The 26,784-nt window shown below is 71.4% G+C and carries 20 protein-coding genes and 1 pseudogene; 8 read left to right on the plus strand and 13 right to left on the minus strand.

The annotated features are described in order from the left end of the window. Positions 1-2: 2 nt before the first annotated feature. The 6 genes from iolD to ACIRR9_RS14975 all read right to left on the minus strand — a co-directional run bounded on the left by iolD (position 3) and on the right by ACIRR9_RS14975 (position 6,123). Positions 3-1,886, minus strand: a complete 1,884-nt coding sequence (iolD, locus tag ACIRR9_RS14950; RefSeq protein ID WP_403751276.1) for a 3D-(3,5/4)-trihydroxycyclohexane-1,2-dione acylhydrolase (decyclizing) — start codon at positions 1,884-1,886, stop codon at positions 3-5. Beyond that, positions 1,883-2,770 carry a 5-deoxy-glucuronate isomerase gene (gene iolB / locus ACIRR9_RS14955; RefSeq protein WP_384557927.1) on the minus strand — a complete coding sequence of 296 codons (888 nt, stop codon included), beginning with the start codon at positions 2,768-2,770 and terminating at the stop codon, positions 1,883-1,885. The genes iolD and iolB overlap by 4 nt, the downstream gene beginning before the upstream one ends. Further along, a complete protein-coding gene (locus tag ACIRR9_RS14960; protein WP_403751278.1) occupies positions 2,767-3,639 on the minus strand; it encodes an aldolase in 873 nt (290 codons plus the stop codon). The genes iolB and ACIRR9_RS14960 overlap by 4 nt, the downstream gene beginning before the upstream one ends. After that, positions 3,629-4,582 (minus strand): 5-dehydro-2-deoxygluconokinase, encoded by a 954-nt coding sequence (iolC, locus tag ACIRR9_RS14965; RefSeq protein WP_365350847.1) that lies wholly within the window; start codon positions 4,580-4,582, stop codon positions 3,629-3,631. The genes ACIRR9_RS14960 and iolC overlap by 11 nt, the downstream gene beginning before the upstream one ends. Before the next feature lie 309 nt (positions 4,583-4,891). Then, the gene (locus tag ACIRR9_RS14970; protein WP_403751280.1) at positions 4,892-5,746 is read right to left on the minus strand and encodes a TIM barrel protein; all 855 of its coding nucleotides are present in this window, start codon (positions 5,744-5,746) and stop codon (positions 4,892-4,894) included. Further along, on the minus strand, positions 5,743-6,123 hold the full coding sequence (locus tag ACIRR9_RS14975) for a Gfo/Idh/MocA family oxidoreductase (protein ID WP_403751282.1): 381 nt from the start codon (positions 6,121-6,123) through the stop codon (positions 5,743-5,745). Before ACIRR9_RS14975 ends, ACIRR9_RS14970 begins: the two co-directional genes overlap by 4 nt. A gap of 192 nt (positions 6,124-6,315) precedes the next feature. On the opposite strand from ACIRR9_RS14975, the gene ACIRR9_RS14980 reads away from it, so the two are divergent. Beyond that, entirely contained in the window at positions 6,316-7,386 is a 1,071-nt protein-coding gene (locus ACIRR9_RS14980; protein ID WP_403751284.1) for a LacI family DNA-binding transcriptional regulator, read from the plus strand. A gap of 254 nt (positions 7,387-7,640) precedes the next feature. Next, the gene (locus ACIRR9_RS14985) at positions 7,641-8,876 is read left to right on the plus strand and encodes a serine hydrolase domain-containing protein (RefSeq protein WP_403751286.1); all 1,236 of its coding nucleotides are present in this window, start codon (positions 7,641-7,643) and stop codon (positions 8,874-8,876) included. On the opposite strand, the gene ACIRR9_RS14990 is transcribed toward ACIRR9_RS14985, so the two are convergent. From ACIRR9_RS14990 to ACIRR9_RS15000, 3 genes and pseudogenes are all read right to left on the minus strand, one after another. Beyond that, positions 8,873-11,257, minus strand: a complete 2,385-nt coding sequence (locus ACIRR9_RS14990; RefSeq protein ID WP_403751288.1) for a SpoIIE family protein phosphatase — start codon at positions 11,255-11,257, stop codon at positions 8,873-8,875. The genes ACIRR9_RS14985 and ACIRR9_RS14990 overlap by 4 nt on opposite strands. Positions 11,258-11,357: 100 nt before the next feature. Continuing rightward, positions 11,358-12,482, minus strand: a complete 1,125-nt coding sequence (locus ACIRR9_RS14995) for a Gfo/Idh/MocA family protein (RefSeq protein WP_403751290.1) — start codon at positions 12,480-12,482, stop codon at positions 11,358-11,360. Positions 12,483-12,598: 116 nt separating this feature from the next. Next, a pseudogene (locus tag ACIRR9_RS15000) lies at positions 12,599-13,108 on the minus strand (aldo/keto reductase); the annotation flags it as partial. A gap of 109 nt (positions 13,109-13,217) precedes the next feature. On the opposite strand from ACIRR9_RS15000, the gene ACIRR9_RS15005 reads away from it, so the two are divergent. The 3 genes from ACIRR9_RS15005 to ACIRR9_RS15015 all read left to right on the plus strand — a co-directional run bounded on the left by ACIRR9_RS15005 (position 13,218) and on the right by ACIRR9_RS15015 (position 17,361). Beyond that, the gene (locus ACIRR9_RS15005) at positions 13,218-13,664 is read left to right on the plus strand and encodes a MarR family winged helix-turn-helix transcriptional regulator (protein WP_403751292.1); all 447 of its coding nucleotides are present in this window, start codon (positions 13,218-13,220) and stop codon (positions 13,662-13,664) included. A gap of 368 nt (positions 13,665-14,032) precedes the next feature. Next, positions 14,033-16,222 carry an RICIN domain-containing protein gene (locus ACIRR9_RS15010; RefSeq protein ID WP_403751294.1) on the plus strand — a complete coding sequence of 730 codons (2,190 nt, stop codon included), beginning with the start codon at positions 14,033-14,035 and terminating at the stop codon, positions 16,220-16,222. Between the two features lie 89 nt (positions 16,223-16,311). Then, on the plus strand, positions 16,312-17,361 hold the full coding sequence (locus tag ACIRR9_RS15015; RefSeq protein ID WP_384557899.1) for a LacI family DNA-binding transcriptional regulator: 1,050 nt from the start codon (positions 16,312-16,314) through the stop codon (positions 17,359-17,361). Here ACIRR9_RS15015 and ACIRR9_RS15020 read toward each other — a convergent pair. The 4 genes from ACIRR9_RS15020 to ACIRR9_RS15035 all read right to left on the minus strand — a co-directional run bounded on the left by ACIRR9_RS15020 (position 17,318) and on the right by ACIRR9_RS15035 (position 22,776). After that, the gene (locus ACIRR9_RS15020; RefSeq protein WP_403751296.1) at positions 17,318-19,666 is read right to left on the minus strand and encodes a glycoside hydrolase family 3 N-terminal domain-containing protein; all 2,349 of its coding nucleotides are present in this window, start codon (positions 19,664-19,666) and stop codon (positions 17,318-17,320) included. The genes ACIRR9_RS15015 and ACIRR9_RS15020 overlap by 44 nt on opposite strands. 85 nt (positions 19,667-19,751) lie before the next feature. Beyond that, a complete protein-coding gene (locus ACIRR9_RS15025) occupies positions 19,752-20,582 on the minus strand; it encodes a carbohydrate ABC transporter permease (protein WP_403751298.1) in 831 nt (276 codons plus the stop codon). Further along, positions 20,579-21,430: a carbohydrate ABC transporter permease gene (locus ACIRR9_RS15030; RefSeq protein WP_403751707.1), complete on the minus strand. Its 852-nt coding sequence runs from the start codon at positions 21,428-21,430 to the stop codon at positions 20,579-20,581. Before ACIRR9_RS15030 ends, ACIRR9_RS15025 begins: the two co-directional genes overlap by 4 nt. Before the next feature lie 95 nt (positions 21,431-21,525). Further along, on the minus strand, positions 21,526-22,776 hold the full coding sequence (locus tag ACIRR9_RS15035) for an extracellular solute-binding protein (RefSeq protein WP_403751300.1): 1,251 nt from the start codon (positions 22,774-22,776) through the stop codon (positions 21,526-21,528). Between the two features lie 509 nt (positions 22,777-23,285). On the opposite strand from ACIRR9_RS15035, the gene ACIRR9_RS15040 reads away from it, so the two are divergent. Genes ACIRR9_RS15040 through ACIRR9_RS15050 form a run of 3 tightly spaced genes read left to right on the plus strand, consistent with a single transcriptional unit; the run spans position 23,286 to position 26,733 of the window. Then, positions 23,286-23,810, plus strand: coding sequence for a PadR family transcriptional regulator (locus ACIRR9_RS15040; protein ID WP_365349348.1), 525 nt, complete (start codon positions 23,286-23,288; stop codon positions 23,808-23,810). Then, positions 23,807-24,493: an ABC transporter ATP-binding protein gene (locus ACIRR9_RS15045; protein WP_403751303.1), complete on the plus strand. Its 687-nt coding sequence runs from the start codon at positions 23,807-23,809 to the stop codon at positions 24,491-24,493. The genes ACIRR9_RS15040 and ACIRR9_RS15045 overlap by 4 nt, the downstream gene beginning before the upstream one ends. Next, positions 24,490-26,733 carry an FtsX-like permease family protein gene (locus tag ACIRR9_RS15050; RefSeq protein ID WP_403751305.1) on the plus strand — a complete coding sequence of 748 codons (2,244 nt, stop codon included), beginning with the start codon at positions 24,490-24,492 and terminating at the stop codon, positions 26,731-26,733. Before ACIRR9_RS15045 ends, ACIRR9_RS15050 begins: the two co-directional genes overlap by 4 nt. Positions 26,734-26,784: the final 51 nt, after the last annotated feature.

The following is a 26,784-nucleotide window of genomic DNA, read 5'->3' on the forward strand; positions in this document are numbered from 1 at the left end:
CCTTACAGGTAGTGGCGCTGGGTCTGCTTGTGGGCGGCGTAGGCGTCGTGGGCGGCCTGCGTGGTGTCCAGGGCGGAGACCTCGCTGACGGGGACGTCCCACCATGCGTGGCCGGGCGGGTTGGGGCCGTAGAGGTCGGTCTCGACGTGCACGACGGTGGTGCGGGTGGCGGCCTTGGCCTTGTCCATCGCGGAGCGGAACTCCTCCACGCTGGTGGCATGCAGGACGTCCGCGCCGAGGGAGGCGGCGTTGGCGGCGAGGTCGACGGGCAGCACCTCACCGTCCAGCTGGCCGGAATCGCCGTTGCGGTAGCGGTACTTGGTGCCGAACCGCTGCGAGCCGAGGGACTCGGAGAGGGCGCCGATGGAGGCGAAGCCGTGGTTCTGGACCAGGACGATGATGACCTTCAGGCCCTCGGAGACCATGGTGACGATCTCCTGCGCCATCATCAGGTACGAGCCGTCACCCACGAGGACGACGACCTCACGGGACGGGTCCGCCATCTTCGCGCCGACGCCCGCGGCGACCTCGTAGCCCATGCAGGAGTAGGCGTACTCCACGTGGTAGGCCTTCGGGTCGCGGGCCCGCCACAGCTGCTGCAGGTCACCCGGCATGGATCCGGCCGCGTTGATGACCACCGCGCGGTCGTCCAGGACGTCGTTGAGCGCGCCGAGGATCTGCGTCTGCGCGGGCAGGTCACCGGTGTTGCGGTCGGGCGCGAAGCACTCCTCCTCGATCTCCCGCGTGCGGGCGATGAGTTCACGGGTGCGGCGGCGGTACTCCGGGGAGACCTCCCAGCCGTCAAGTGCTCCGGCGAGGGCCTGGATACCCAGGCGGGCGTCCGCGACCAGCGGCTCCGCCGAGTGCTTGACGGCGTCCAGGCGGGCGACGTTGAGGTTGACGAACGTGACCTCGGGGTTGCCGAACACCGTGTGGCTCGCCGTGGTGAAGTCCGAGTACCGGGTGCCGATACCGACGACCACATCGGCCTCGCGGGCCAGTTCGTTGGCCGCGTAGGAGCCGGTGGAGCCGATGCCGCCGACCGCGTAGGGGTGGTCCCAGGGGACCGCGCCCTTGCCGGCGTGGGTGTCGGCGACCGGGATCCCGGTGGCCTCGGCGAACGCGCGCAGCGCGGTCTCCGCCCCCGAGTACACGGCACCGCCGCCCGCGACGATCAGCGGCTTCTTCGCGCTCTTCAGCAGCGCGACCGCCCGCTCGACCGCGGCGGGCTCCGGCACCGGGCGGCCCACATGCCAGACCCGGCGCCGGAAGAAGTCGACCGGCCAGTCGTACGCCTCGGCCTGCACATCCTGCGGCAGCGCCAGCGTCACGGCACCGGTCTCGACCGGGTCGGTCAGCACCCGCATCGCCGCGAGGGCGGCCGGGATCAGCTGCTCGGGGCGCTGGATGCGGTCGAAGTACTTCGAGACCGCGCGGAAGGCGTCGTTGACGGTGACGTCCCCGCCGCGGGTGTCCTCCAGTTGCTGGAGCACCGGGTCGGCGGCGCGGGTGGCGAACATGTCGGAGGGCAGCAGGAGCACCGGGAGGCGGTTGGTGGTGGCCAGCGCAGCACCCGTGATCATGTTCGTCGAACCCGGGCCCGTCGATGCCGTACAGGCGAAGGTCGCCAGCCGGTCACGCATCTTGGCGTAGGCCACCGACGCATGGACCATGCCCTGCTCGTTGCGGGCGAGGTAGTAGGGCAGGTCCGCCTCACCCGTCGTGGCGGCCTGGAGGAGGGCCTGGCCGATGCCGGCCACGTTGCCGTGGCCGAAGATGCCCCACACGCCCGGGATCAGGCGCTGTTCCTGGCCGTCACGCTCGCTGTACTGGTTGGCCAGGAAGCGGACCAGGGCCTGGGCGGTGGTCAGTCGTACGGTGTTCATCGGTTCTCTCCGAAGGGCAGCCGGTCGTCCACGTCCTGGGAGTCCCAGGTGCCACGGACCCAGCCATGGGCGGGGTCGTCGCAGATCAGCCAGGCGCGGTCCTGTCCCGGACCGGCCATGACGTTGAGGTAGTAGAGGTCGTAACCCGGAGCGGCGATCGACGGGCCGTGCCAGCCGTGCGGGATCAGCACCGTGTCGCCGGAGCGGACCTCCGCGAGCACGTCGATCGGGCGGTCGGGGGTGCCGTAGACGCGCTGGTAGGCGAAGGCGTTCTCGCCGCCGGAGACCTCGAAGTAGTAGATCTCCTCAAGCTCCGACTCGACCGGGTTGCCGTCCGTGTCGGTGCGGGCCTCGTCGTGCTTGTGCGGCGGGTACGAGGACCAGTTGCCACCCGGGGTGAGGACCTCGCACACCAGCAGCTGCTCGGCCTCGAAGGTGCCGGGCAGACAGTAGTTGTTGACCTGCCGGGAGCAGGCCCCGGCGCCGCGCAGCTCGACGGGGACGTCCTCGCGGCGCCCGTACCGGGCGGGGAACCGGCCCCGCTCGGTACGGGCGGAGGGCAGCGCGAACCGTCCACCGTCGGCGCTGCTGATCACGGCCTCGGCTTCGCGGGGGAGGTAGGCGAAGTCGGTGGCCGAGTCGAACACGCCCGTCCGGCCGGTGAGTTCGAAGGTGCTGCCGTCCGTGGTGACGGTGCAAGAGCCCGTCAGCGGCAGCACCAGGAACTCGGAGTCCCCGGTGGACAGGGCGTGCGTCTGTCCCGGGCCCAGGGTGAGGATCCTGAGGCCGGAGTATCCCCAGCCCGCCGATTCCGGCGTGACCAGGAGGTCGTAGGGGCCGTCCGCCGAAGTCCCCTTCGGCAGGTGGTACTTGTTGCCGCTCACAGCAGGCTCACCGCCTTGTCGACCGCGCCGGCGACGTCGCCGCCCGCCGGGTAGAGCAGGGAGCGGCCGACGACCAGGCCCTGCGCGGTGGGCTGCTTCAGTGCCTTGCCCCAGGACTCGAACGCCGCCTCGGCGTCCTTGACCTCGCCGCCCAGCAGCAGCGCCGGCAGCGTCGAGGAGGCCAGCACCCGCTCCATGTCGGGAACGACCGGCAGCTTCAGCCAGGTGTAGGCGGTCCGCCGGCCCAGCCCGGACGCGATGCTGATCGACTTGATCACGGCATCGGTCGACAGGTCGTTGCGGATCTTCCCGTTCTGCCACTCGGACAGGAACGGCTCGACCATGGCGATCAGTTGCCGGTCGTTGAGCTCGTTGACCGCGCGGGCCGTGTCGACCAGCGCGGAGGGGGTCGCCGGGTCGCCCAGGGCGATGCGGGTGAGCATCTTGCCGCCGTCGAAGCCCATCGCGGCGATGGTCTCGGCGTCGTAGCCGGTGAACCGGTCGTCGATCTCGAAGACCGACCCGGCGAGCCCGGCGCGGTTCATCGAGCCGAAGACCGACTTCCCGTCCAGGACGCCGAGCAGCAGCAGGTCCTCAAGGATGTCGGCCGTTCCCAGCACGCCCGTGACACCCGGCCGCTCCAGTGCCACGCACATGCGGTCCAGGAGTTCGGAGCGGTCGGCCATGGCGTTGGGGTCGTCGCCGACGCCGTTGGCGCCACGGGCCGGGTGGTCGGCGGCGATGATCATCGCCTTGCCGTGCTCGCCCAGCAGCGAGGTGGCCATCACCCGGCGGGCGGCGGCCGCCGCGATCGCACCGGGGTCGTTGACCCGGGCGTCCACGATCCGGCTCAGCTTCTCAGACAGCACGGGACACCTCGTCCAGCTTGGCGTTGACTTCGGTCTCGGTCGGCATCGCGTCGGAGCAGGACAGCCGGCCGGCCACGATCGAGCCGGCCGCGTTGGCGAAGGACACCGTGCGCCGGGTGTCCCAGCCCGACAGCAGCCCGTGGCACAGGGCGCCGCCGAACGCGTCCCCGGCGCCCAGGCCGTTCACGACGTCCACGGGCACGGGCGGGATCTCGGAGGTCGTCCCGTCCTGGTCCATGGCCAGGACGCCCTTGGGGCCCTGCTTCACCACGGCCAGTTCCACACCCGCCGCCAGCAGCGCCTTCGCCGCCGCATACGGCTCACGCTCACCGGTGGCGACCTCGCACTCGTCGATGTTGCCGACCGCGACGGTCGTGTGCCGTAGCGCCTCGCGGTAGTAGGCACGCGCCTCGGCCGGATCGGCCCAGAACATCGGCCGCCAGTCCAGGTCGAACACCGTCACCCCGGACTTCGCCCGCTGCTCCAGCGCGGCCAGCGTCGCCGCCCGGCTCGGCTCCTCGCTCAGCCCGGTCCCGGTCATCCAGAACACCGAAGCCTCACGCACCGCGTCCACATCCAGCTCGTCGGGCTGGATGTCCAGGTCGGGGGCCTTGGGCAGGCGGTAGAAGTAGAGGGGGAAGTCGTCCGGCGGGAAGATCTCGCAGAACGTGACCGGGGTCGGCGCGATGTCCGACGTCCCCACGAAGCGGGAGTCGACGCCGTAGCCGTCCAGCGCCTTGCGGACGAAGTCCCCGAAGGGGTCCCGGCCGGTCTTCGTGATCACCGCCGCCGAACGGCCGTACCGCGCCGCCGCCACCGCGACATTCGTCGGGCTCCCGCCCAGGTACTTGCCGAACGAGGTGACGTCCGCCAGCCCCACCCCGGTCTGGAGCGGATACACATCCACTCCCACACGACCCATGGTCAGCACATCGAACGACATCAGGCTGGTTTCCCTTCACTGCGGAGACGGGGCGAGTGGTTGAGGACTGGCTCCGGTGCCACCCTGTGGGCGACTCTAGGCAAGAGTATGTCAGGACATTCGCATGTCAATACCCATCGCGACAGTTGTTCCGGGCTGCAGGGGATACACGTCGGGTGCAGGGTGGGGGCATGACTTCGCCGGGCGGCTCTGCCGCCCGGCGAATGGTGCGGCGGGTGCCGCCGGCAAGCGTGGTGCGTGTGTGGTGGGCCGCAGCCGAACGGCCGGAGCGTCTGCCCTGGGTCAGGAAGCCGGAGCGTCCGTCCTTGGTCAGGAACCGGCAGTGACAGCGGTGGATCCGGCCGCGGTGCCGTCGTCGGCCGGAACCGGGACGGCGAGGGTGAAGGCGGCGCGGAAGGCGTCCAGGGCCGCGTCGGAGTCGTCGCGGGCCCAGCCTTCGAGACCGATGACGCCGGTGTAGCCGAGGCTGTGCAGGGCGCGGGCGATGGCGGGGTAGTGGATCTCGCCGGTGCCCGGTTCGCAGCGTCCGGGGACGTCGGCGACCTGGATCTCACCGATGAACGGCAGGGCCTGGACGCAGAGTTCGACGAGGTTCCCCTCACCGATCTGCGCGTGGTACAGGTCCAGGTTCATCCGCAGATACGGGCTGTCCACGGCGCGGACGAGGGCCAGGGTGTCGGCGGCGCGGGCGAAGGGCGTGCCCGGGTGGTCGACGGCCAGGTTGAGGTTCTCCAGGGTGAAGACCCGGCCCGCGGCCTCGCCCAGTTCCGCGACGCGCCGCAGGGTGTCGGCCGCCGTGAGCCACATGTCGGGCGTGACGACCTCGACGGGGCGCACGGGCAGGCCCTTGTCGTCGAGGCCGGTGCCGTGCAGGTTCAGGCGCGGACAGTCGATCCGGGCCGCCGCCTCCAGGGAGGTACGGGCCGAGGAGAGCAGCGCGTCGATGCCGTCGGGGTCGGTGAGGTTGCCGGTGAGATAGCCGGTCATGGAGGAGAAGGTCGCGCCGGTGGCGGCCAGGGCGTCGAGGTCCTTGGCCGACCAGTCCCAGATCTCCACCTGGAAGCCGCGCTCGGCGATCCGGGTCACGCGCTCGGTGAACGGCAGGTCCCGGTAGAGCATCTCGGCGCTGGCGGCCAGGACGAAGGGCGAAGCGGTCGGGCTCATGCGGTCACCTCGGCGATCGTGACGGGACGGTCGGTCTCCACGCTGCGGATCGCCGCGAGGGCGATGGACAGCGCGCGGCGCGCGCCGTGCGGATCGGTGTGCGCCCGGGCCGGCGCGGTGATGAGCACGCCGTCGATGTCCTCCCTGTCGAGGACCTCGTGCACGTCGGTGGTGGCCGGCGGTGCGCCCAGTTCGGTGGCGAGGCGTTCGGCGGCACCGGGGACCGGGTCGCTGACCGCGGCCAGCGTGACACCGGGGATCTGCCGGGCGACGATCGCGGCGTGGTTCGACCCGATGCGGCCCGCGCCGATCGTGGCCAGCCGCAGCGTGTGGGGGGCGGGCCGGGGGCGGCCGGGGGAATTGTCAGCGACGACCATGTCGGTGCTCCCAAAAACTAGTACGTTCTAGTCGGGAAGGTAAACGCACACCGAGAACCGGTCAAGGGGTCGATATGCTCGGCAGAAGGCCGTCCGGCCGGGCGGCCGAACCGCATTCGACCAGGTTGCGGCCGAATCGCATTCGACCAGGTTGCGGCCGAATCGCATTCGACCAGGTTGGGGAGTGGCGAAGTGACGGAGTCGGACGACGACGCCCGCGACGACGCCGAGCCGTCGCCCGCCACGCGTGTCGCCGCCGGCTCCGCACGCAAGGGGCGCCCGACCATGGCCGACGTGGCCCGGGCCGCCGGTATCTCCACCGCCCTGGTCTCGATCGTGATCCGCGGCGTCCCGGGGGCCAGTGACGAGACCCGGCGGCGCGTGCTGCAGATCGCCGACGAGCTGGGATACGTCCCCGACCAGCGCGCCCAGAAACTCCGGCGGTCCAGTTCGCGGGTGCTCGGCGTCGTCTTCGAGCTCCAGCAGCCCTTCCACGGCGATCTCGTCGAGCACATCTACGCCGCCGCGGCCCGCCACGGCTACGAGGCGGTGATCAGCGCGGTGGCCCCCAGCCGCGAGGAGTCCACGGCGGTGAACTCCCTGCTCCGCGAGCGCTGCGAGGCCGCCATCCTGCTGGGCAGCCGGCTGTCCGACGAGGAACTGGAACGCCTGGCCCGCCGGCTGCCGGCTCTTCTCGTCGCCCGTCGCAGCGGACTGCCGAGCGTGGGTTCGGTACGCGGCGACGACGTGATGGGGATCAGACTCGCGGTCGACCACCTCATCGGCCTGGGGCATCGGCGGATCGCGCACATCGACGGTGCCGGCGCCCCGGGCAGTTCCGACCGCCGGATCGGCTTCCTGCAGGGGATGGCGGATCACGGGCTGGCCGACTACGCCGATGTGCTCGCGGGCGGCCTGACCGAGGAGGCCGGGGCGGAGGGCGTGCGCTACCTGCTGGACCGTCAGGCGCCGCCGCCCACGGCCGTCATCGCCTTCAACGACCGGACGGCCACCGGTGTCCTGGACGTTCTCGCCCAGCGGGGCCGTGCGGTGCCCGGGGAGATCTCCGTGGTCGGCTACGACGACTCGCGGCTGGCGAAGATGCCGCATGTGCAGATGACCACCGTCTCCCAGGACGCGGCCGGCATGGCGGACGCCGCGGTGACCGCCGCACTGGATCTCATCAAGGGCGGCACCCCGCAGGAGACCGTGCTCACGCCTCGCCTGGTCGTGCGCGCGACGACCGGCCCGGCGCCGCGCTGACCCCTTTCTCGGTGCGGACGAACCCTCCGATCAGATCTTCTATAACGTTCTAGACCAGATGTCATCACCCACAACCCGCACCACGCCTACGTGGTCGGAGAACACTTCGGCGTGGGTCCTGAGACGATCCCGCGCCGGTGCAGGGGGCTTATGTACACCCCTCATCCGGTGGGCTGTCCCATGTCCTCGTTCCTCCGGATCCGGTTCGCTGGTGATCGTCACCGGACAGGACCCACAGCACGGGGGATACGACCATGCAGACGCCGTCGTCGAAGAAGGCCAGGGCCGCCGTACTCACCGCAGCGCTGCTCGTGGCGGTCGCCTCACCCATGACCGCCACCGCCGCGACCGCCGGGCACCCGGCCGCGAGGCATCACTACGGAGCGGACGAGCTCCGGCAGGACCTCGCGGCCGTACGGCAGGCCGGCGGAGGCGATGTGAACGTGCTCGCCAGGGTGGACGGGACGAAGGGCGCGCCGCTCATGGCGCGCACCGGCACCCGGACGATCGACTCCCCGGAGCCGGTCCCCTGGAACGCGCACTTCCGGGTGGCCAGCACCACCAAGACGTTCACGGCGACCGTGGTCCTGCAACTCGTCGCGGAGAAGCGGCTGTCGCTCGACGACACCGTCGAGCACTGGCTGCCGGGCGTCGTCGCGGGCAACGGCAACGACGGCCGCCGTATCACCGTCCGCGACCTGCTCCGCCAGACCAGCGGACTGTACGACTACATCGACGACCCGGAGATCCAGGACCGGCTGATCAACCACTTCGACGAGAACCGCTACGACACCACGCCCGCGGCCGACCTGGTCGCGGTGGCGATGCGGCACCGGCCGGTGTTCGTACCCGACCCGGACGGGAGTACCCGCTGGGCGTACTCCAACACCAACTACCTGCTGGCCGGGATGATCGCCGAGAAGGCCGGCGGTGCGAGCTGGGCGGAACTGGTCGAGCGGCGGGTGATCGCGAGGCTGGGACTGCGGGACACCTCCGTCCCCGGACTCGACCCGCGCCTGCCCGACCCGCATGTGAACGCGTATCTGACCGACGCCGACGGCAGGCGTCTCGACGTCACCGAGCACAGCCTCCAGCACACCGCGGACTCGGGCGTGGTGAGCACCACCGCCGACCTGAACACCTTCTTCCGCGCCCTGGCCGGCGGCCGGCTGCTCCCCGCCGAGCAGTGGCGGGAGATGCGGCGGACCGTCGAACGGACCGACGACCCGGAGGACGTGGCCGAGATGCCCGAGGGCACGTACGGCCTCGGGCTGCGCAGGATCCCGCTCTCCTGCGGCGGTTTCTACTACACCCACGAGGGCGACGGGGCCGGCGTCAACACCCGCCCCGCGGTGAGCGCGGACGGCAGGCGCGCCGTGACCGTGTCCATCACCACCACGACGGCCCCGCCGGACCTGGCCGCCCTCAACCGCGCGACCGGCGCCCTCGTCGACCACGTCCTGTGCGACAAACCCGCCAAGGGCCGCTAGGGGAGGGCCAGTTCGGCCCAGATGGTCTTCCCGGAGGCGGTGTAGCGCGTGCCCCACCGCTGGGACACCTGGGCGACGAGGAACAGACCGCGGCCGCCCTCGTCGTCGCGGCGGGCGCGCCGCAGGTGAGGTGCCGTGTGCGCGTTGTCGGAGACCTCGCACAGCAGGGAACGGTCCCGGATCAGCCTCAGCATGACGGGCCCGGTGGCGTACCGGATGCTGTTGGTGACCAGCTCGCTCACCACGAGCTCGGCGGTGAACGACAGTTCGGACAGACCCCAGCTCTCCAGCTGGCGCTCGGTGTCCGTGCGGGCGTGCGCCACCATGGCCGGGTCGGGCGGCAGCTCCAGGTCCGCCACCCGGTCGCCGCCGAGCCGCCGGGTGCGGATGAGCAGCAGCGTCGCGTCGTCCGCCTGGGGGCCGGGCGGCAGGGTCGACAGTGCCCGGTCGCACAGTTCCTCCAGCGGGCACCGCTGCCAGGTCAGCACATGGGCGAGCCGGTCGATCCCGCTGTCGATGTCGGTCCGCCGGTCCTCCACGACACCGTCGGTGAAGAACGCCACCACACTGCCGTCGGACAGGTTCAGCTCGACGTTCTCGTAGGGCAGGCTGCCCAGCCCCAGAGGCGGTCCCGGCGCCAGCGCGGACAGGGCCACCGAGCCGCTCGCGTCGGCCACGATCGGCGGGGGATGGCCCGCGCTCGCCCAGACACAGCGCCCGCTGACCGGGTCGTAGATCGCGTACAGGCAGGTCACCCCGAGCGCCTCGTCGCCGAGCCCGTCGTCCGCGCGGGGTTCCGAGTCCTGCGCGACCAGGCCGTCCAGCCGGGTGAGCAGCTCGGCAGGGTCCAGGTCCAGCAGGGCCAGGGTCCGTACGGTGGCGCGCAGCCGGCCCATGGTCGCGGCCGCGTGCACCCCGTGGCCGACCACGTCGCCGACGGTCAGGCCGACCCTGGCACCGGACAGCGGAATCAGGTCGAACCAGTCGCCGCCCACCCCCACCCGGCTGTCCGCCGGCAGATAGCGGTACGCCACCTCGACCGCGCTCTGCTCGGGCAGGTGCTGGGGCAGCAGGCTGCGCTGCAGTACCAGGGCCGCCGAGTGCTGGCTGGTGTAGCGGCGGGCGTTGTCGATGCCGACGGCGGCCCGCTCGGCCAGTTCCACGGCAAGGGTCTGTTCCTCGGGCCCGAAGGGGTCGGGATTGGTGTCGCGCCGGAAGGTGGCGAGGCCGAGGACCGCGTCGCGGGCGAGCAGCGGGACGAAGAGGCAGCAGGGCCGGGCGGCCGCACCCCGCTCGCCCGCTTCCTCGTCCGCTGCCCCGGACGTCATGTCGCCGACGAGGGGGCGGCTGGTGGCCAGGCTCAGGGCCTGCAGTGACGAGGGCGGATACGAGACGGGACTGGTCCGGAACTCCTCCGGGGTCCGGCCGTGCATCCGCAGCAGACTGTGCCCCGGCGCCGAGCCGGTCGCCGGCTGCCGTCCCTCGATGACCGCCGGCGGCAGGTCCACCAGCACCTCGTCGGCCAGCTGCGGCACCGCCACGTCGGCGAGCTCCGCGGCCGTACGGCGTACGTCCAGCGAGGCGCCGATGCGCTTCCCGGCCCGGACGAGCAGCGACAGCCGTTCCTGGGCGCGGTACTGCTCGGTGATGTCCAGGGACTCCTCGAACAGCCCCAGCGGTTCGCCCCGGGCGTCCACCAGCCGGTAGTAGGAGCAGGACCAGACGTGCTCGCGCCCCGGGTCGGCGGGGGCGCGCCCCCGGTAGTGCATGCCCAGGATGGGTTCCCCCGTCTTCAGGACCTGCTCCATCACCTGGTCCTCGTCCGGGGGATGGTGGCGGGAGATGAATTCGCCCTCGGGGAAGAGGGCCGAGGCGTGCAGGCCGACGTACTGGGCGACCCCCGCGAGCTCCAGATCGGTGGAGACGTTGCCCCAGACGACGTTGAAGTCGGTGTCGAAGATCGTCAGGCCCACGGAGGACTCGGTCGCCAGCCCCTGCAGCATCGCCAGCTGCGCCTCCCAGCCGCGCAGCACCGCCAGGTCGGCCGCGACCACGACGGTCGCGGCGGCGCCGAGGTGTGCCAGCGGGCTGAACGTCACGGCCGCGCGCAGGGTGTGTCCGTCCTGGCAGCGGAGGTCCAGGACCGTGCTGCGGGGCTTGTGCGCCGAGCAGAGGGCGGACAGCCGCTGCCCGGTGGACCCGGCCAGCAGCCGGGCGGCCGGCCGGCCGAGCACGTCCTCGGCCGGATGTCCGAGGAGGCGCTGGGCCGAGGGGCCCCACCCGGAGACGCGGCCCTCGGCGTCCAGTACCGCGGTGGCCGCCTTGGAGAGGTCCAGAGGGCTGTGGAAGTCGACGTTGGCAGCATTCGGAAAACGATCCATGACACCGCTTCCTCCGTGCCTCCTCAGCATCCCGTGCCGCACGACGGACGACAACCGCACACGTGACGGACAACAACCGCACAGGGCGACGGCCGCCCGCTCAGGGTGTCGCGAGCGCCGTCTCGATGGTGCGGTGCAGGGCGGCGCCGTGTGCGAAGTCGGGTACGGCCGGTGCGGCGCCCCCGCGGAGGTCCTCCAGGAACCGGTGGTAGGCGTGGGCGACCGCGTAGGCCGGTGCGTCGGCCCGGGGGTCCAGCCCGGGGACGAGAACGTACGAGTCCGGCACGGGCAGCGGTGCGAGCCCGGTGGACGCCCCGCGGCCGCCTTCGAGGGCGAGCGGGCTGAGCTGGGGCTGGCCGATCGGGGCGGTGAGGACGAGGTCGCCTTCGGTGCCGTTGATCTCCCAGCGGAAGTTGGTGCCCCGCGACATGCCTCCGCGGTAGTGGAAGGTGGCCACCGCGCCGCCCGGCAGCCGTGCCGAGGCCACCACCTGGTCCGCGGCGGTCATGGGCACGGACTGTCCGGTCTCCGTGTCCACGGCCGACGTACGCCGTGACGTCTGCCGGATCCGCAGTTCCCCGGGTTCTCCCAGGACGGAGGCGAGCCCGTCGAGCGTGTGGGCGAAGGGGATGGTCAGCAGGGTCGCGCCGTTGGCGGCGTCGAGGACGTAGCGGGCGCGGGGTGCGACGGCGGCGCCCCAGGCTCCGCCGGCGCCCACCACCGTCGTGGACAGCACTTCCCCCACATAGCCGTCGGCCACGAGACGGCGGGCGTAGGCGAGGGCCGGGTGCGACCGTGCCTGAAGCCCGACGACGGTCGGCACGGCGCGGCTCTGCGCCTGCCGGGCCATGTCCTCGGCCTCCGCGAGCCCGTTGCCCAGCGGCCACTCGCACAGCACGCCCTTGCCGGCACCGAGGGCTGCCGCCACCAGTTCCCGGTGGTACGGCACCTTCACCGCCACCACCACGAGGTCCACCTCGTCGCAGGCGGCCAGCTCGGCCGCCGTCCCGAAGGTCCGGGACACACCGTGCACCTGTCCGGAGCGTTCCGCCGACGCTCGCGAACTCGTGCTCAGAGCCGTCAACTCGTAGCCCGGGACGGCGCGTAGGGCGGGCAGGTGCGCGCGCTCGGCCCAGCTGCCCTGTGCCCCGAGCCCGACGATCCCCACGCCGATCGGCTTCCCGGACCGGGCCCGCTCGGCAAGCGGTGACTCGGATGTGTTCATGGTGGTCATGATGCGGAGAGCCTTCCTCGTTCCGTGGCAGGCGGCCGCGCGCCGCGCTCGCTGTCCAGCAGTGCCATGAGGGGCGCGGCGTAGCGGGTTCCGGCCACCGCGTCGGCCGGGTGCACGGCGTGGGCACGGCGGATGGTCTCCGGACCCACCTCGGAGAGCCCGATGCGGCGCACGTACCCGGCCTGGACCAGCTCGGCGACGGCTCCGACCGTGTCCTCCACGGGAGTGTCGGGGGCGAGGCGGGCGGGGCGGTAGATGTCGACGTGGTCGGTGCCGAGGCGGCGCAGCGAGTGGGCGAGCGCGTTCTTGACGTGGGCGGGCCGGCCCTCGATGCCGAGGAACGCCCCGTCGGGTCCGCGCAGGGCGCCGAACTTGACGCTCAGGACCGCCTTGTCGCGGTCCGCGGGGCGCAGGGCGCGTCGGATGAGGTCCTCGTTGTGGCCCATGCCGTAGAAGTCCGCGGTGTCGAGGAGGGCGACGCCGGCGTCGAGGGCCGTACGGATCGTGGTGACGGCGTCCGCCTCGTCGGCGGGGGAGGTGTGGTCGGACATTCCGGCGCAGCCCAGCGCGAGCGGGGCGACGTGCGGGCCGTCGGGTCCAAGGGGTCGGGTACGCATGGATCCTTCCGTGGGGCGGGGGAGCAGGCGCGACTGACAGGGGCGGCGCCCGAAGGCGAGGCCCCACTGGTAGCGTTGACATCTCAACACTAGGAAGAGGCTTGTTGATATGTCAACGCCGAGGGGTGGGGCCGACGAACCCGTGGGTGCGGCCGTACCCGGGCCCGTCGATCTCTGGTCCGCCTTCAAGCGCGCCCACGAAGTCGTCCGAGCCCGGGTGATCGCGGACACCGCCGAGGCGGCGGGCCTGTCCGAGCCCGATCTGACGATCCTCGTCAACCTCCGCAAGGCGGGCGGCGCCCTGCGGCAGAGCGAACTCGCCGCGTCGCTCGGCTGGGACCGCACCCGCATCTCCCACCAGCTCACCCGGATGAGCGGGCGCGGACTGGTCGACCGCGAACGCGCCGGCGGTGTCACCGTCTCCCTCACCGACGCCGGCCGCGAGACCATCACGGCCGTGGGCCCCGGCCTGGACGCCGCGGTACGCCGCCACTTCACCGACAAGCTCTCCGCGCAGGAGATCGAGACACTGAGCTCTTTGCTGCGCCGGCTGTAATGCGGGACCGTCGTTTCGGCGGGCCGTCCGTTCCATGTGAGGGGCGTCCATTCGGCCGGAAAGGCCGCGCGTGATCGTCAGTCGTGGTCGGACGCGGCGCTCCGGGGCATCGACCCCGGCGATCGCCCGGCGGAATCCCCGGCCCGGGTTGCCACGGCCGTGATCCCGCCACCATGGCGTATGGCCTGGGCGGCCGCGGTTTCATGACGGTGAATCAGCTCGCCGGTGCGTTCCATACCCGAAAGTCTTTCGGAAACGTGCCGGTGACACGGCGGTACCGCGTCCCAATACTGACTCCAGCCGCTCAGGGCTCATTCAGCCGCCTTCGTATTCCCTGGGCAGCGGGCCGCGAAAGGGTTTCCGCATTCATGAAAACATGGGCAAGAAAGGCTCTCGCCGCGGCGACAGCCACCAGCATCGGCGTGGCATTCGCCATAGCCTCCGCGACGACCGCGTCGGCATATCAGCCGAGCCCGTCGAACCTCTATACGGCGACGAACTCGGCCGCCTGCAACAAGAGCCCGTGTGTGCTCTACCCGAAGTCGGCTCAGCTGCCCGACGGGCGGATCGTCGCGACGTTCGAGGACAGTGAGACCACTCCGGTCGGCCAGACCCTCCCGATCTACAAGAGCGACGACGACGGCACCACCTGGTCCAAGCTGACCGACGTCAAGGCGCCGGCGTACCTGTCGAGCGACTCGTCGTACGCCAGGTACACGAGCAACTGGACGAACCCGTACCTGTATGTGCTGCCGCAGGCCGTCGGCAGCCTGAGCGCCGGCACGCTGCTCCTCGCGAGCGTCGTCTCGGGCGACGACTACTACTACGAGGAGCAGAAGGCCGCGAACTCCTCCTGGACGCCGACCAGCGACGGCGACCGCAAGGACGTGGCACTGGCCCTCTACTCCAGCACTGATGACGGCGCGACCTGGAGCTTCCAGAACATCATCGCCGCGGGCTCCTGGCAGGGCGGCAGCGCCGGCAGCCTCGGCCGTACCTCCAGCGCGAACACGTACAAGCAGGTCGACCCGGTCTGGGAGCCGCACCTGCTCGCCCACAACGGGCAGCTGATCGCCTACTACTCCGACGAGAACGACTACACCGGCTACGACACCACCACCGGCGCCCCGACCATCGACCCGGACAACGCCACGGCGACGGACTCCGGCGGCCAGGTCCTGATGCACCGCACCTGGGACGGCACCAGCGCGTCCGCCTGGAGCAGCCCGGTCGTCGACGTCCCCGGCTCCACCGTGAGCATGGGCAGCGGCAAGACGGAGATCGGCGGCGGCCGCCCCGGCATGACCACGGTCGCGCCGACGACCGACGGTAAGTGGCTGATGACGTACGAGTACTGGGGCGGCGGCACGAACGTCCGCTACCGCATCGCCGACGATCCGACGAAGTTCTTCTCCGGCAGCGACGGCGCGATCACCTCGCTCCCCGTGCCGTCCGGAGGGGCCACCCTCGCCACCGGCGGCAGCCCGGTCCTGCTCCCGATGCCCGACGGCCGGATCGTCTACAACGCGTCCGGCAGCGGCAGTGTCTGGGTGAACGAGTCCGGTTCGTCCACCGGCACCTGGAAGCAGTACCAGACCCCGATCGCCGCCGGGTACAGCCGCCAGCTCCAGTACGTCGACGGCACCGGCCGCGTGCTGGTCCTCCAGGCGTCCTGGAGCGGTACGAGCGTCGGGCCGGTGAAGTACGCCGAGGTCGACCTGGGGCGCTCCGACGGCGCCTACTACTCCCTGGTCAACCGGCTGACGGGCCAGGTCCTGACCACCGACTCCGGCAAGACCCAGGACGCGAACCTGACCGGGAACACCCCGGACCTCGTCCTCGGGGCGTCCAGCTCCACCTCCCTGACCCAGCGCTGGCACCTCCAGGCCACGGGCTCCAATGTCACCCTGCTGAACAAGGCGGGCGGCCGCGCGGTGGCCATCTGGACCGGCACGGCGACGGCGGGCCAGAACCTGACCCAGTGGGTCGACGACGGCGCCACCGACAAGCAGTGGACCGAGGTCGCGTCCTCGACCTCCGGCTACTACAAGCTGCGTTCCGTGAAGAACACGAGCCTCTACATGACCGGCGCGACCGCCGGCGGCTCCGTCACCCTGGCCGCCTCGACAGACGACGGCTCCCAGGACTGGCAGCTCGTCCAGGACCCGCTGCCCACGGCCGCGACCTTCACCCTGAAGGGCACGAACTCCGGCCGCTGCCTCGACGTCCCGAACGGCGCGACCGGCGTCCAGGTCCAGATCTACGACTGCTCGGGCAACGCCAACCAGACCATCACCCAGACCGCGGCGGGCGAACTCCGGGTCTCGGGCAAGTGCCTGGCGGCGAACGGCGACGGCACCACCGCGGGCACCACGCTGATCCTGTGGGCCTGCAACGGCAAGACCAGCCAGCAGTGGGCGTTCCGTGTGGACGGAACCATCGTCAACCGTTCCAACGGTCTCGTGATCGACGTGACCAACTGGGGAACGGCCAACGGGTCCAAGGTCGAGCTGTGGACCGGCCTCGGCAACGCCACCCAGACCTGGAGCAGGGTGTAGGCAGTCCACGCACCGGGCGCCGGAATCTTGTCTGCCGGCGCCCGGTGCTGTTGGCTTGCGGCGGAATCATCGAGCGGGGCGGACGTGGAGTGACCGTTCAGGACAAGGGACAGCTGGACGCCCAGTACGGGCTGCTGACGAACATCGCCCAGGAGGCGGGTGTCTCGCTCAGCACGGTGTCCAAGGTGGTGCACCGGCGCCGTGACGTCGGTGCGTCGACCCGTGCGCGTGTCGAGGAGCTGCTGGCGCGGCACGGGTTCGTGCGCGCCTGGGAGCGGGAGGCCGCGGCGCCGCGGCAGATCATCACGGTGTTCCGGGACCTGTCGGGCCCCTACACCCTGGAGGTGGTCCGCGGGATCGTGGACGCGGCCGGCGAACTCGGCGTGGACGTCGTGACCGGCACCACGAGCAGGCGGTCCATCTCCCAGTGGCTGGAGGAGTGCGTGGCGCTCGGCGCCGCCGGGCTGGTCATCGTGATCTCGATGCTGTCCGAGGACGACCAGCGGCGGATCGTCGAGCAGAAGCTCCCGGTGGTGCTGGTGGACCCGCTCAGCGCACCCTCGTCGGACATCCCGAGCATCGGGGTGACCAACTGGAGCGGGGCCAGGGAAGCGGTGCAGCACCTGCTCGGCCTCGGCCACACCAGGATCGGCATGGTCGCGGGCCGCTCGCACTCCCTGGCCGGGTCGGCTCGCCTCCATGGTTACCGGGCCGCCCTTGAGGAGGCCGGTATCGGCTACGACCCGGCGATCGTGCGCTCCACCGACTTCGACTACGACGAGTCGCTCGCCGCCACCCTGAAACTCCTGCGCGTCGAGCGGCCGCCGACGGCCGTCTTCGCCGCCAGCGACGCCCAGGCGCTGGGTGTGCTGGAGGCCGCCCGGCAGCACGGACTGCGGGTGCCCGACGACCTCGCGGTCATGTCGTTCGACGACACCCTGGTGGCGGCCATGGCCAGCCCCCCGCTGAGCGCCGTCCGCCAGCCGTTCGAGGAGCTGGGCCGGGAGGCGACCAGAGTGCTCCTGCAACTGGCGGAGGGACGCCCACCGGCGTCCCTCCGCATCGAACTGGCGACTGAGCTGGTGCTGCGGACCTCTACGACCGCGCCACCGGCACACCGTGCCGACGAGGAGCGGTGACGTCCCGCTCCTCCCCGGTCAGCCGGATCCCGACCTCGGCCGGAGTGTCGCCGCTGGACGAGCCCGCGTGGAGCACGATCTCGCCGGGCTCGACGATCCGCTGCCCCGCCAGACCGGTGAAGGACAGCTGGTCGGTGTGGACGCCGAAGCGGACCGTCGTCTCCTCGCCCGGCTCCAGCAACACCTTGGCGAAGCCGAGCAGCGCCCGCACCGGCCGGGTGACCTGGGCGACCGGGTCGGTGACGTACAGCTGCACGGTCTCGGCACCGGGCCGCGTCCCGGTGTTCCGCACCCGCACCGAGACCGTGAACCCCCCGTCCGTCGGCACCAGTTCGTTGTCGACGGCCAGTCCGTCGATCTCGAACGTCGTGTACGACAGACCGTGCCCGAAGGGGAACGCGGGGGTAGGGTCGAGGTTGGACAGCCAGCTCTGCCGGTCGCCGAGCGGCGGATGCAGATACGTGTACGGCTGCCCCGCGGGCGAGTTGGGGATCTGCACCGGCAGCTTGCCGGTGAAGTTCGCCGCACCGGCGAGCAGTTCGGCGACCGCACGGCCGCCCTCCTCGCCCGGCAGGAAGACCTGCACCATGGCCGCCGTGTCCGGCGCGAACCGGCCCACGGCGTACGGCCGGCCGCTGTTGACCACCAGCACGACCGGGGTCCCCGTCGCCAGTACGGCCGCCACCAACTCCTCCTGCACACCGGGCAGTCGCAGATCCTCGACGTCGCAGCCCTCGCCGGAGGTGCCGATGCCGAACATGCCGGCCTTGTCGCCGACCACCAGCACGGCGAGATCCGCCCCGGCCGCGGCGGCGACCGCGTCGGGGATCCCGCCGCGGTCCTCGTCCCGGATCGGACAGCCGGGCACGAACTCCCACTCCACACGGGGGAGTTCGACGGCGAGTGCGCTGCGCAGCGACACCGCCTCGACACCGTTGCCCAGGTCGTCGCGGTCGGAGAGGACGTGGTTGGGGAAGCTGTAGCAGCCGAACATCGTGCGGACGTCGTCGGCGCACGGCCCGATCAGGGCGATCCGGCCGGTGGCGGGGAGCGGCAGCCCGCCGTCGTTCGACAGCAGGACCGCGCCCGACCGGGCGACCTCGCGGGCCAGGTCCCTGTTCTCGGGCTTGTCCAGGTCGAGTTCGCCGGCGCGCAGGGCGGGCGGTACCGGATCCCAGTCGGCGTCGAGCAGCCCCAGCGCCACCTTCTGCCGCAGCACCCTGCGCACCGCCCGGTCGACATCGGCCTCGTCGACCGCTCCCCGGCCCACGGCCTCGACGAGCGCCGCGCCGAAGCCGCGCTGGTCCGGCAGTTCGACGTCCATGCCCGCCCGCAGCGCCAGCGCCCCGGCGTCCGTCAGATCGGCCGCCACCCGGTGGGCGTTCACCAGGAACGGCAGCGACCAGTAGTCGGAGACGACCGTGCCCTCGAAGCCCCACTCCTCGCGCAGCACCCCGGTCAGCAGCCGGCGGCTCGCGGCGGGCGCCTCACCGTCGATCTCCGCGTACGAGTTCATGACCGAACCCACGCCCGCGGCGACGACCCGCTCGAAGGGCGGCAGGATCACGTCGTACAGCTCACGACGGCCGATGCCCACCGGGGCGTGGTTGCGGCCGCCCATGGAGGCGGAGTACCCGGCGAAGTGCTTGAGGGTGGCGTACACCCCCGCGCTCTGCAGACCCAGCACATACGCCTCGCCCATCTCCCCGACGAGGTACGGGTCCTCGCCGTACGTCTCCTCGCAGCGGCCCCAGCGGTAGTCGCGGATGACGTCGACGACCGGGGCGAGGCCCTGGTGGACCCCGCCGGCGGCCATGTCGGCGCCGATGGCCGCGCCGATCCGCCGGATCAGGGCCGGGTCGAAGGTGGCCGCCATGCCCAGCGAGGTGGGGTAGATCGTGGCGCCGTAGGCGGTGAAACCGGTCAGGCACTCGTCGTGGGCCATCGCCGGGATGCCGAAGCGGCTCTGCGCCATGATCTGCCGCTGCCGGTCGGCGAGGAGACGGGCATGTTCCAGGGCGGCGCGGGGGACGGTGCCGTAGGGGCGGGTGAGCTGGCCGAGGCCGTGCCGGGCGGTCTCGTCGAGGTCGCCGACCCGGCCGAACAGGTTGGTGCCGGGGGCGACCTCGGGGCCGGCCGGCTCGACGTCCTCCCAGGTGCTGCTGAGCTGGGCGGCCTTCTCCGCCAGGGTCAGCCGGGCGAGCAGCGCCTCGACCCGTTCGTCCGCGGATCGGCCGGGGTCGGTCCAGGGGCGGTCGTCACCTGCCGGGGAGAGCGCGGAGTGGTCCGGCGTGGTGGTCGTCATGCACGACTCCTCGTGGGGGTTGTTCGTGGGCATGCCGAGGGAGGCCGGCGCGTCACGGCACCGGCCGACTCCCTGGCGGTATGCGTTACTTGGAGAATCCGGCGGTCAGTCCGGCGACCAACTGCCGTCTGGCGAGGACGAAGACCACCAGCATGGGAAGGGTGGAGAGGACCACCGCGGCCATGGTGGCGGGCACGTTGATGCCGAACTCGCCCTTGTAGAGGGTGAGGGCGAGCGGCAGTACGGCCTTGTCGCCGCTCTGGGTGAGGATCAGGGGGAAGAGGAAGCCGTTCCAGACCTGGAGGCCGTCGTAGACGGCGACCGTCACCAGCGCGGGCCGGGCCATCGGCGCGGCGAGCGAGAACAGCATCCGCCAGTCGCCGGCGCCGTCCACGACCATCGCCTCGAACAGCGAGCGCGGGATGTCACGCAGGAAGCTGACCAGGATCATCACGGTGACCGGCAGTGCGAACGCCGCCGAGGGCAGCACGATCGCGAGCAGGCTGTCGTACATCTGCATGCGGATGATCAGCAGGTAGACCGGGATGATCACCGCCTGGAGGGGGATGGCCAGACCCAGGAGGTAGAGGCGGAAGGTCAGCCGGGACCAGGGGTTGGTGTGGCGGACGATCGAGAACGCGGCCATCAGGGCGACGACCATGACGATCGCGACCGTGGCGGCGGTGACGATCACGCTGTTGAGCAGGTAGGTCGTGAAGTCGCCGTCGAGGACGGTCTTGTAGTTGTCCAGGGTCGGGTGGCCGGGGAGCGCCAGGGGGTTGCCCGCGGTGAAGTCGCTCCGGCTGCGGAGGCTGGTGACGATCACCCAGTACAGGGGTACGACGACCAGCGCGGTCCACACCAGGGTGGCGCCGCCGGACGCGGTACGGCGCAGGGTCGCGACGACGGTGCTCACATGCCCTCCTGCTGGCTGTCCATCCGGGTGAAGCCGGACAGGCGGGTGGTCAGCAGCGACAGCGCGAGGCCGAAGACCACCAGAATCGTGGCCAGCGCGCTGGCCCGGCCCATGTCGTGGGTCTGGAAGCCGGTGATGTACATGGCCAGCGGCAGCACGCGGGTCGCGGTACCGGGACCGCCGGTGCCGCCGGACAGGACGTAGATCAGGTCGAAGTAGGTCAGCGAGCCCACCAGCATGAGCGTGCTCGACGTGACGAAGGTGTACTTGAGCTGCGGCAGGGTGATCCGCAGGAGACGGGTGACGGGGCCTGCGCCGTCGATGGCGGCGGCCTCGTACAACGACACCGGGATCTGGCGCACGCCGGCCTGGTAGAGCAGCGCGTGGAACGGCACGAACTGCCAGGCGATCACGAAGATCACCGTGTAGAGCGCCAGGTCGGGGGAGCCGAGCAGGGGCTTGGCCAGCCAGTGCAGCCCGGGGGCGGCGCCGATGCCGAACGACGGATCGAGCAGGGCCTGCCAGGTCAGACCGATCGCCACCGCGGACAGCAGCAGCGGCAGGAACCACAGCACGGCGAAGAGCGCGCGCAGCCGGCCCCGGGGGGCCTGGAAGAGGCCGAGCGCCAGCGCCACCGGCGTCTGGACCAGCCAGCTGACCACCATCACCTTGACGGTGAGCCACAGCGCCTGCCAGGTGGCGCCGTCGGTCAGGACGCCGGTCCAGTTGGCGAACCCGGACCAGCCGATCGAGCCGAGGCCGTCCCAGCGGGACAGGCTCAGCAGCAGCACACCGACCAGCGGGACCAGACCGAACAGACCGAACAGGAGCAGTGCGGGCGCGGCCATCAGCAGACCGCTGTAGCGGCGGCGCCCGGAGCGGCCCGTGGCCGGGCGCGCCCTGTGGGACGCGACCGGCCTCGGGGTACGAACCACGGTGGTCACTACTGCGCCGCCTTGCTCATGTTCGTGCCGAACTGCTCCGGCGTGATCTGCCGCAGGAACGACTTGTCCACGTTGGTCAGCAGCGGGTCGGCCTGGTCGGAGGGCAGCGCCTGGTCCCAGGAGAGCTGGAAGTTCGGCGAGTTCTGCACCAGGTCGTAGACGAAGGTCAGCCACTTCTTGTCGTCGGCCGACTTCACCGCCGCCAGCTTGGAGTCCAGCTTGTTGACCGGGGGCACACTGCCGGCCGCCAGGTAGGCGTCGATCTGGGAGTCGTTCAGGACGTAGTTCTTGAAGTAGGTGAGCGCCGCGGACTTGTTCTTGCTCTTCGAGTTCAGCGACAGGAAGTTCGACGGATTGCCGGCGATGTCCTTCGCGTCGCCCTTGCCGCCGGACAGGGACGGGAAGGCGACATAGCCGAGGTCGTTCTTCGCGAAGTCGGGGGCGGCCTTGACGATGTTGGCGTACTCCCAGGTGCCCATCAGCTCCATGCCGGCCTTGCCGGTGTAGAGCAGGGCCGTGGAGGCGCCCTGGTCGTAGCTGACGGAGGAGGCGTTGTCGCCGAAGGCGCCGGCCTTGGCGAGCTCTTGGAGGCGCGTGTTGGCCGCGGTGACCGAGGCGTCCTTCCAGCCGGCCGCGTTCCCCGAGGCGATCCGGTCGAACACGTCCGAGCCGCCCTCGCGGTCCAGCAGGTACTCCATGTACATCAGCGTCGGCCACTTGGAGTTCGCCGCCAGGGATATCGGGGTGACCCCGGAGCCCTTGAGCTTCTTCACGTCCGTGAGCAGGTCGTCGTACGACGTCGGGGCCTCGATGCCAGCCTTCTTGAAGACCTTCTTGTTGTAGTAGAGGACCACCGGGGCGAGGCCGTTGGCGGGCACGCCGTAGACCTGGCCGTCGAAGGTGGCGCTCTTCAGGACGCTCGGCGTGAACCGCAGCAGGTCCACCTGGCCGTCGGTGAGGGTGTCGACCTTGCCCGCCTTGACGTAGTCGTCCAGCGCGCCGCCGCCCCAGCTGAAGAAGATGTCCGGGGCCTGGTCCGCGCCGAAGGCCACCCGCAGCTTCTGCTTGTAGTCGTCGTTCGCGAACAGCCGCAGCGTGATCTTCGCGTCCGGGTGGTCCTTGTTGTAGGCGTCCACCGAGTCCTTGAGGATCGTCTGGTCGTTGAGCGCCCACATCGTCAGACCCTTCGACGACGAACCCCCGGACGAACCGGCCGGCCCCGAGGTCCCGCACGCGGCGAGCAGGCTCATGGCCGCAGTCGCGGTGACGGCGGCCATGACCGCGCGTCGCGTTCTCGGGTGTGCGCGGTCTCCCGCACGACCGAGTACCCGGTATCCGTGCATGCTCTGTCTCTCTTCTCTCGGCACACGCCTTGTCCCTGCGCCAGGCAGATGAGCAGCTCGCACGAAAAGCTTTCGGCACTTTCATCGCGGACGGTCTGCCTGCTGGACCGGGACACTGACACGTCCGTCACACCCCGGACAAGGAGGGGAAAACGGTCGGTTACGAAACCTTTTCGCGGAGCGCGACGTGGACTTGGCCGGTGACCGGTGACCGGTGACCGGGGGGGCGAGGTCCGAGGGGCGGGGGCCGACGGTGGTGTCCGACGGGCAGGGCGGAGGGCGGCCCGGCGGCGTCCTCGATGTCTGCACCCGCTTATCGCGCGATGTACGCGACGCGCTGCACGACCTCTGGGCCTGAACGCATGTATCCCCTGCAGATATATACTCAGTGTATATCCGCGGTGTACGGTCACCTCATGAGTGTTCCTCTCACCCTGTTGGGGCTGTTGGAGCGTGAGCCGAGCCACGGCTACGACCTCAAGCGCGACTACGACACCTTCTTCAACCGAGGCAAGCCGCTGCCGTACGGGCAGGTCTATACGACCCTCGGCCGGCTGGCGCGGGACGGGAAGGTGGTGGCCGGCGAGGCCGAGCCCGGGGACGGCCCCGAGCGCAAGCGCTATGTGATCACCGAGGCGGGGGCGACGGAGTTCGAGACCTGGCTCACCGAACCGGTGGCCCCCGAACCCAATCTGCAGACCGTGCTGTTCACCAAGGTGGTCCTGGCCCTGATGCTCGGCCGGGACGCCCAGCAGTACCTCGACACCCAGCGGGCCGCCCATCTGCAGCGGATGCACGAACTGACCCAGCTGCGCCGTACCGGCACGCTCGTCGACGCCCTGCTCGCCGACCACGGTCTGTTCCATCTGGAGGCCGACCTGCACTGGATCGAGCAGACCGCGGCCCGGATGGACGCGCTCGCCGAGGAGGTGCGCGCATGACCGCCCTCATCGAGGCCCGCGATCTCACCCTGTCCTTCGGCGAGACCCCCGCCCTGCGCGGCGCCGACCTGGCTGTCGAGGCCGGCGAGGTGTTCGCCGTGATGGGCCCGAGCGGCTCGGGCAAGTCCACCCTGCTGCACTGCCTGGCCGGCATCCTCACCCCCGACTCGGGCGAGGTGCACTTCGACGGACGTCGTATCGACACCATGAACGAGGCGGACCGCAGCGCGCTGCGCCGCGACGTCTTCGGGTTCGTCTTCCAGTTCGGTCAGCTCGTCCCCGAGCTGACCGCCGAGGAGAACGTCGCCCTGCCGCTGCTGTTCTCCGGTAAGCGCCGGGCGGCCGCGCTCGCCGAGGCCCGGCCCTGGTTCGCCCGGCTGGGCCTGGACGGCCTGGAGGGGCGCCGCTCCGGGGAGTTGTCGGGCGGTCAGGCGCAGCGAGTGGCGCTGGCCCGCGGCCTGGTGGCCCGGCCCAAGGTGCTGTTCGCCGACGAGCCGACCGGGGCGCTGGACTCGCTGGCCGGCGAGCAGGTGATGGAGCTGATGGTGGACGCGGCCCACGAGGAGGGCACCGCCGTCGTCCTGGTGACCCACGAGCCCCGGGTCGCCGCGTACGCCGACCAGAAGGCCATGGTCCGGGACGGCAGGGCCAGCCTGCTCACGACCGGACGGATGGCCTCGTGATCGCCTTCGCCCTCCGCCTGGCGGTCAGCGGCGGCCGGGAGGCGGTCGCCCGACTGGTCATGATCGCCGCCGCGGTGGCCGTCGGGGTCGCGCTGCTGCTGTCGGCCTTCGCCAGCATGAACGCCGTCGAACGGTCGAGCCAGCGGCAGTTATGGCTCGACACCGGCGCCGCGAGCCGCACGGAGCAGGCGTCGGTGGCCCCCCTGTGGTGGCGGCCGCACGGCGACTACTACGACGGCTCGTCGCTCACCGAGGTCGACGTCGCCGCGACCGGCCCCGACTCGCCCGTCCCGCCCGGCCTCGCGCACCTGCCGGCCCCCGGCGAGTACTACGCCTCTCCCGCGCTGGCCCGCCTGATCCGCGACACCCCGGCCGACCAGCTGGGCGACCGCTTCCCCGGCCGGCTCGCCGGCACGATCGGTGACGCCGCCCTGCCCTCCTCGGACTCGCTGATCGCCGTCATCGGCCGTACCCCGGCCCAGGTCAAGAGCGAGCCCCAGGCGCGCGCAGTCACCACCATCGCCACCGCCCTGCCGCCCGCCTGTGACAACTCCTGCTACGCCGAGGTCATGCACGGGGACGCCAGGACGCTCATCCTCTCCGTGGTGGGCGGTGCGCTGATCTTCCCGGTACTGATCTTCATCGGCACCGCCACCCGGCTGTCCGCCGCCACCCGGGAGCAGCGCTACGCGGCCATGCGGCTGGCCGGTGCCACTCCCTGGCAGGTGGCGGTGATCGCGGCGGTCGAGTCCACGCTGGCGGCGGCCGCCGGGACGGTGGCCGGCTTCGGGCTCTACGCGGCACTGCGCCCCCTGGTGGCCACCGTCTCGTTCACCGGGCAACGGTTCTTCCTCTCGGACCTGACGCTCGGCGCGCCGCAAGCCCTCGCCGTCGGTCTCGGTGTGCCTGTGGCGGCGGCGATCGCGGCGCGGCTGGCACTGCGCCGGGTCACCGTCTCCCCGCTCGGTGTGACCCGCCGGGTGACCCCGCGCCCGCCGCGCGCCTGGCGGCTGATCCCGCTGCTGGCGGGCCTGGCCGAGCTGGCGTACTTCATCGGCCGCCGCCCGGTGACCGGGAACGGCCAGGCGGCCGCCTACCTCCCCGGCTTCCTGATCGTGATGCTGGGCCTGGTGATCGCCGGGCCGTGGCTGACCATGACCGCCGCCCGGACGGTGGCCCGGCGCACCCGCCGCCCGGCCGCCCTGATCGCGGTCCGCCGGCTCGCCGACGACCCGAAGGCCGGCTTCCGCGCGGTCAGCGGCCTCGTCCTCGCCCTGTTCGTGACCACCGCGACGGTCAGCATCATCGGCACCATCAACCACTACCGCGGCACGCTCGACGGTGACCGGCAGACCCGGACGGTGATCGAGGACGGTGCCTTCGGCGAGGCTCCGCTGGCCGGGGGCGTCCCGGCGCGACTGCTCGCCGAGGTGCGGGCGATCCCGGGCGTGCGAGGCGCGGCCGTCGTCCACACCAACCCCGACGGCATCGGCAAGGTGGCGCATCGGAGAGTCCACCCGGGCGATCCGCCCCTGGATGAGCCGGCACTGGTGACCTGCTCCGACCTGGCGCAGACTCCCATGGTGGGCCGCTGCCCGGCCGGCGCGAGCGTCACGGCCGTCGACTTCTACGCGTTCGTCAGCCTGCAGTCGCACCCGAACTTGCCGTGGCCCGCCGCCGCGATCAGCACCGCAGCCGTCGCCAAGCTGCCCGTGCAACTGGTCTACGTGGCCACCGACGGTTCGACGGCGTCGATGGAGCGCGTGCGGACGCTGCTCTCCACCACCTACCCGCACCACCAGGCCCGCGCGGTGGGCGACTACGACACCCACCTCCAGCACGAGCTGGCCAGTTGGCGGCAACTGGCGAATGTGGTGCTGCTGACCACGCTGCCGATCGCCGGTTGCAGCCTGGCGGTGAGCGTCGTCGCGGGGCTGTCCGACCGCAGGCGCCCGTTCGCGATCCTGCGGCTCACCGGCGCGCCGCTGGGGCTGCTGCAACGCGTGGTCGGCCTGGAGAGCGCGCTGCCCCTGCTGGCCGTCTCCGCGATCGCGATCGGCACCGGCTTCGCCGCGTCGGCGCTGTTCCTGACCTCGCAGATGCACTACGACCTGGTCTCGCCCGACCCGGCGTACTACGCGCTCGTCGCGGGTGGACTGGCCGCCGCGCTCGCGATCATCGCCTCCACCCTGCCCCTGCTCAGACGCATCACCGGCCCCGAAAGCGCCCGCAACGGCTGACGCGCCGACGGTACGACACCGGGTGTGGCCAGGTTCTGTTCAAGAAGCCCA

Origin of the sequence: Streptomyces sp. NPDC101234, from assembly GCF_044767525.1 — a bacterium.
Lineage (GTDB): Bacteria > Actinomycetota > Actinomycetes > Streptomycetales > Streptomycetaceae > Streptomyces > Streptomyces sasae.

Excerpts from the sequence above, each read along its gene's own strand:
- iolD (WP_403751276.1), bottom strand. The coding sequence starts at position 1,886 with ATGAACACCGTACGACTGACCACCGCCCAGGCCCTGGTCCGCTTCCTG.
- iolC (WP_365350847.1), bottom strand. The coding sequence starts at position 4,582 with ATGTCGTTCGATGTGCTGACCATGGGTCGTGTGGGAGTGGATGTGTAT.
- ACIRR9_RS14970 (WP_403751280.1), bottom strand. The coding sequence starts at position 5,746 with ATGAGCCCGACCGCTTCGCCCTTCGTCCTGGCCGCCAGCGCCGAGATG.
- ACIRR9_RS14975 (WP_403751282.1), bottom strand. The coding sequence starts at position 6,123 with ATGGTCGTCGCTGACAATTCCCCCGGCCGCCCCCGGCCCGCCCCCCAC.
- ACIRR9_RS14985 (WP_403751286.1), top strand. The coding sequence starts at position 7,641 with ATGCAGACGCCGTCGTCGAAGAAGGCCAGGGCCGCCGTACTCACCGCA.
- ACIRR9_RS14990 (WP_403751288.1), bottom strand. The coding sequence starts at position 11,257 with ATGGATCGTTTTCCGAATGCTGCCAACGTCGACTTCCACAGCCCTCTG.
- ACIRR9_RS14995 (WP_403751290.1), bottom strand. The coding sequence starts at position 12,482 with ATGAACACATCCGAGTCACCGCTTGCCGAGCGGGCCCGGTCCGGGAAG.
- ACIRR9_RS15005 (WP_403751292.1), top strand. The coding sequence starts at position 13,218 with ATGTCAACGCCGAGGGGTGGGGCCGACGAACCCGTGGGTGCGGCCGTA.
- ACIRR9_RS15010 (WP_403751294.1), top strand. The coding sequence starts at position 14,033 with ATGAAAACATGGGCAAGAAAGGCTCTCGCCGCGGCGACAGCCACCAGC.
- ACIRR9_RS15020 (WP_403751296.1), bottom strand. The coding sequence starts at position 19,666 with ATGACGACCACCACGCCGGACCACTCCGCGCTCTCCCCGGCAGGTGAC.
- ACIRR9_RS15030 (WP_403751707.1), bottom strand. The coding sequence starts at position 21,430 with ATGGCCGCGCCCGCACTGCTCCTGTTCGGTCTGTTCGGTCTGGTCCCG.
- ACIRR9_RS15035 (WP_403751300.1), bottom strand. The coding sequence starts at position 22,776 with ATGAGCCTGCTCGCCGCGTGCGGGACCTCGGGGCCGGCCGGTTCGTCC.
- ACIRR9_RS15040 (WP_365349348.1), top strand. The coding sequence starts at position 23,286 with ATGAGTGTTCCTCTCACCCTGTTGGGGCTGTTGGAGCGTGAGCCGAGC.
- ACIRR9_RS15045 (WP_403751303.1), top strand. The coding sequence starts at position 23,807 with ATGACCGCCCTCATCGAGGCCCGCGATCTCACCCTGTCCTTCGGCGAG.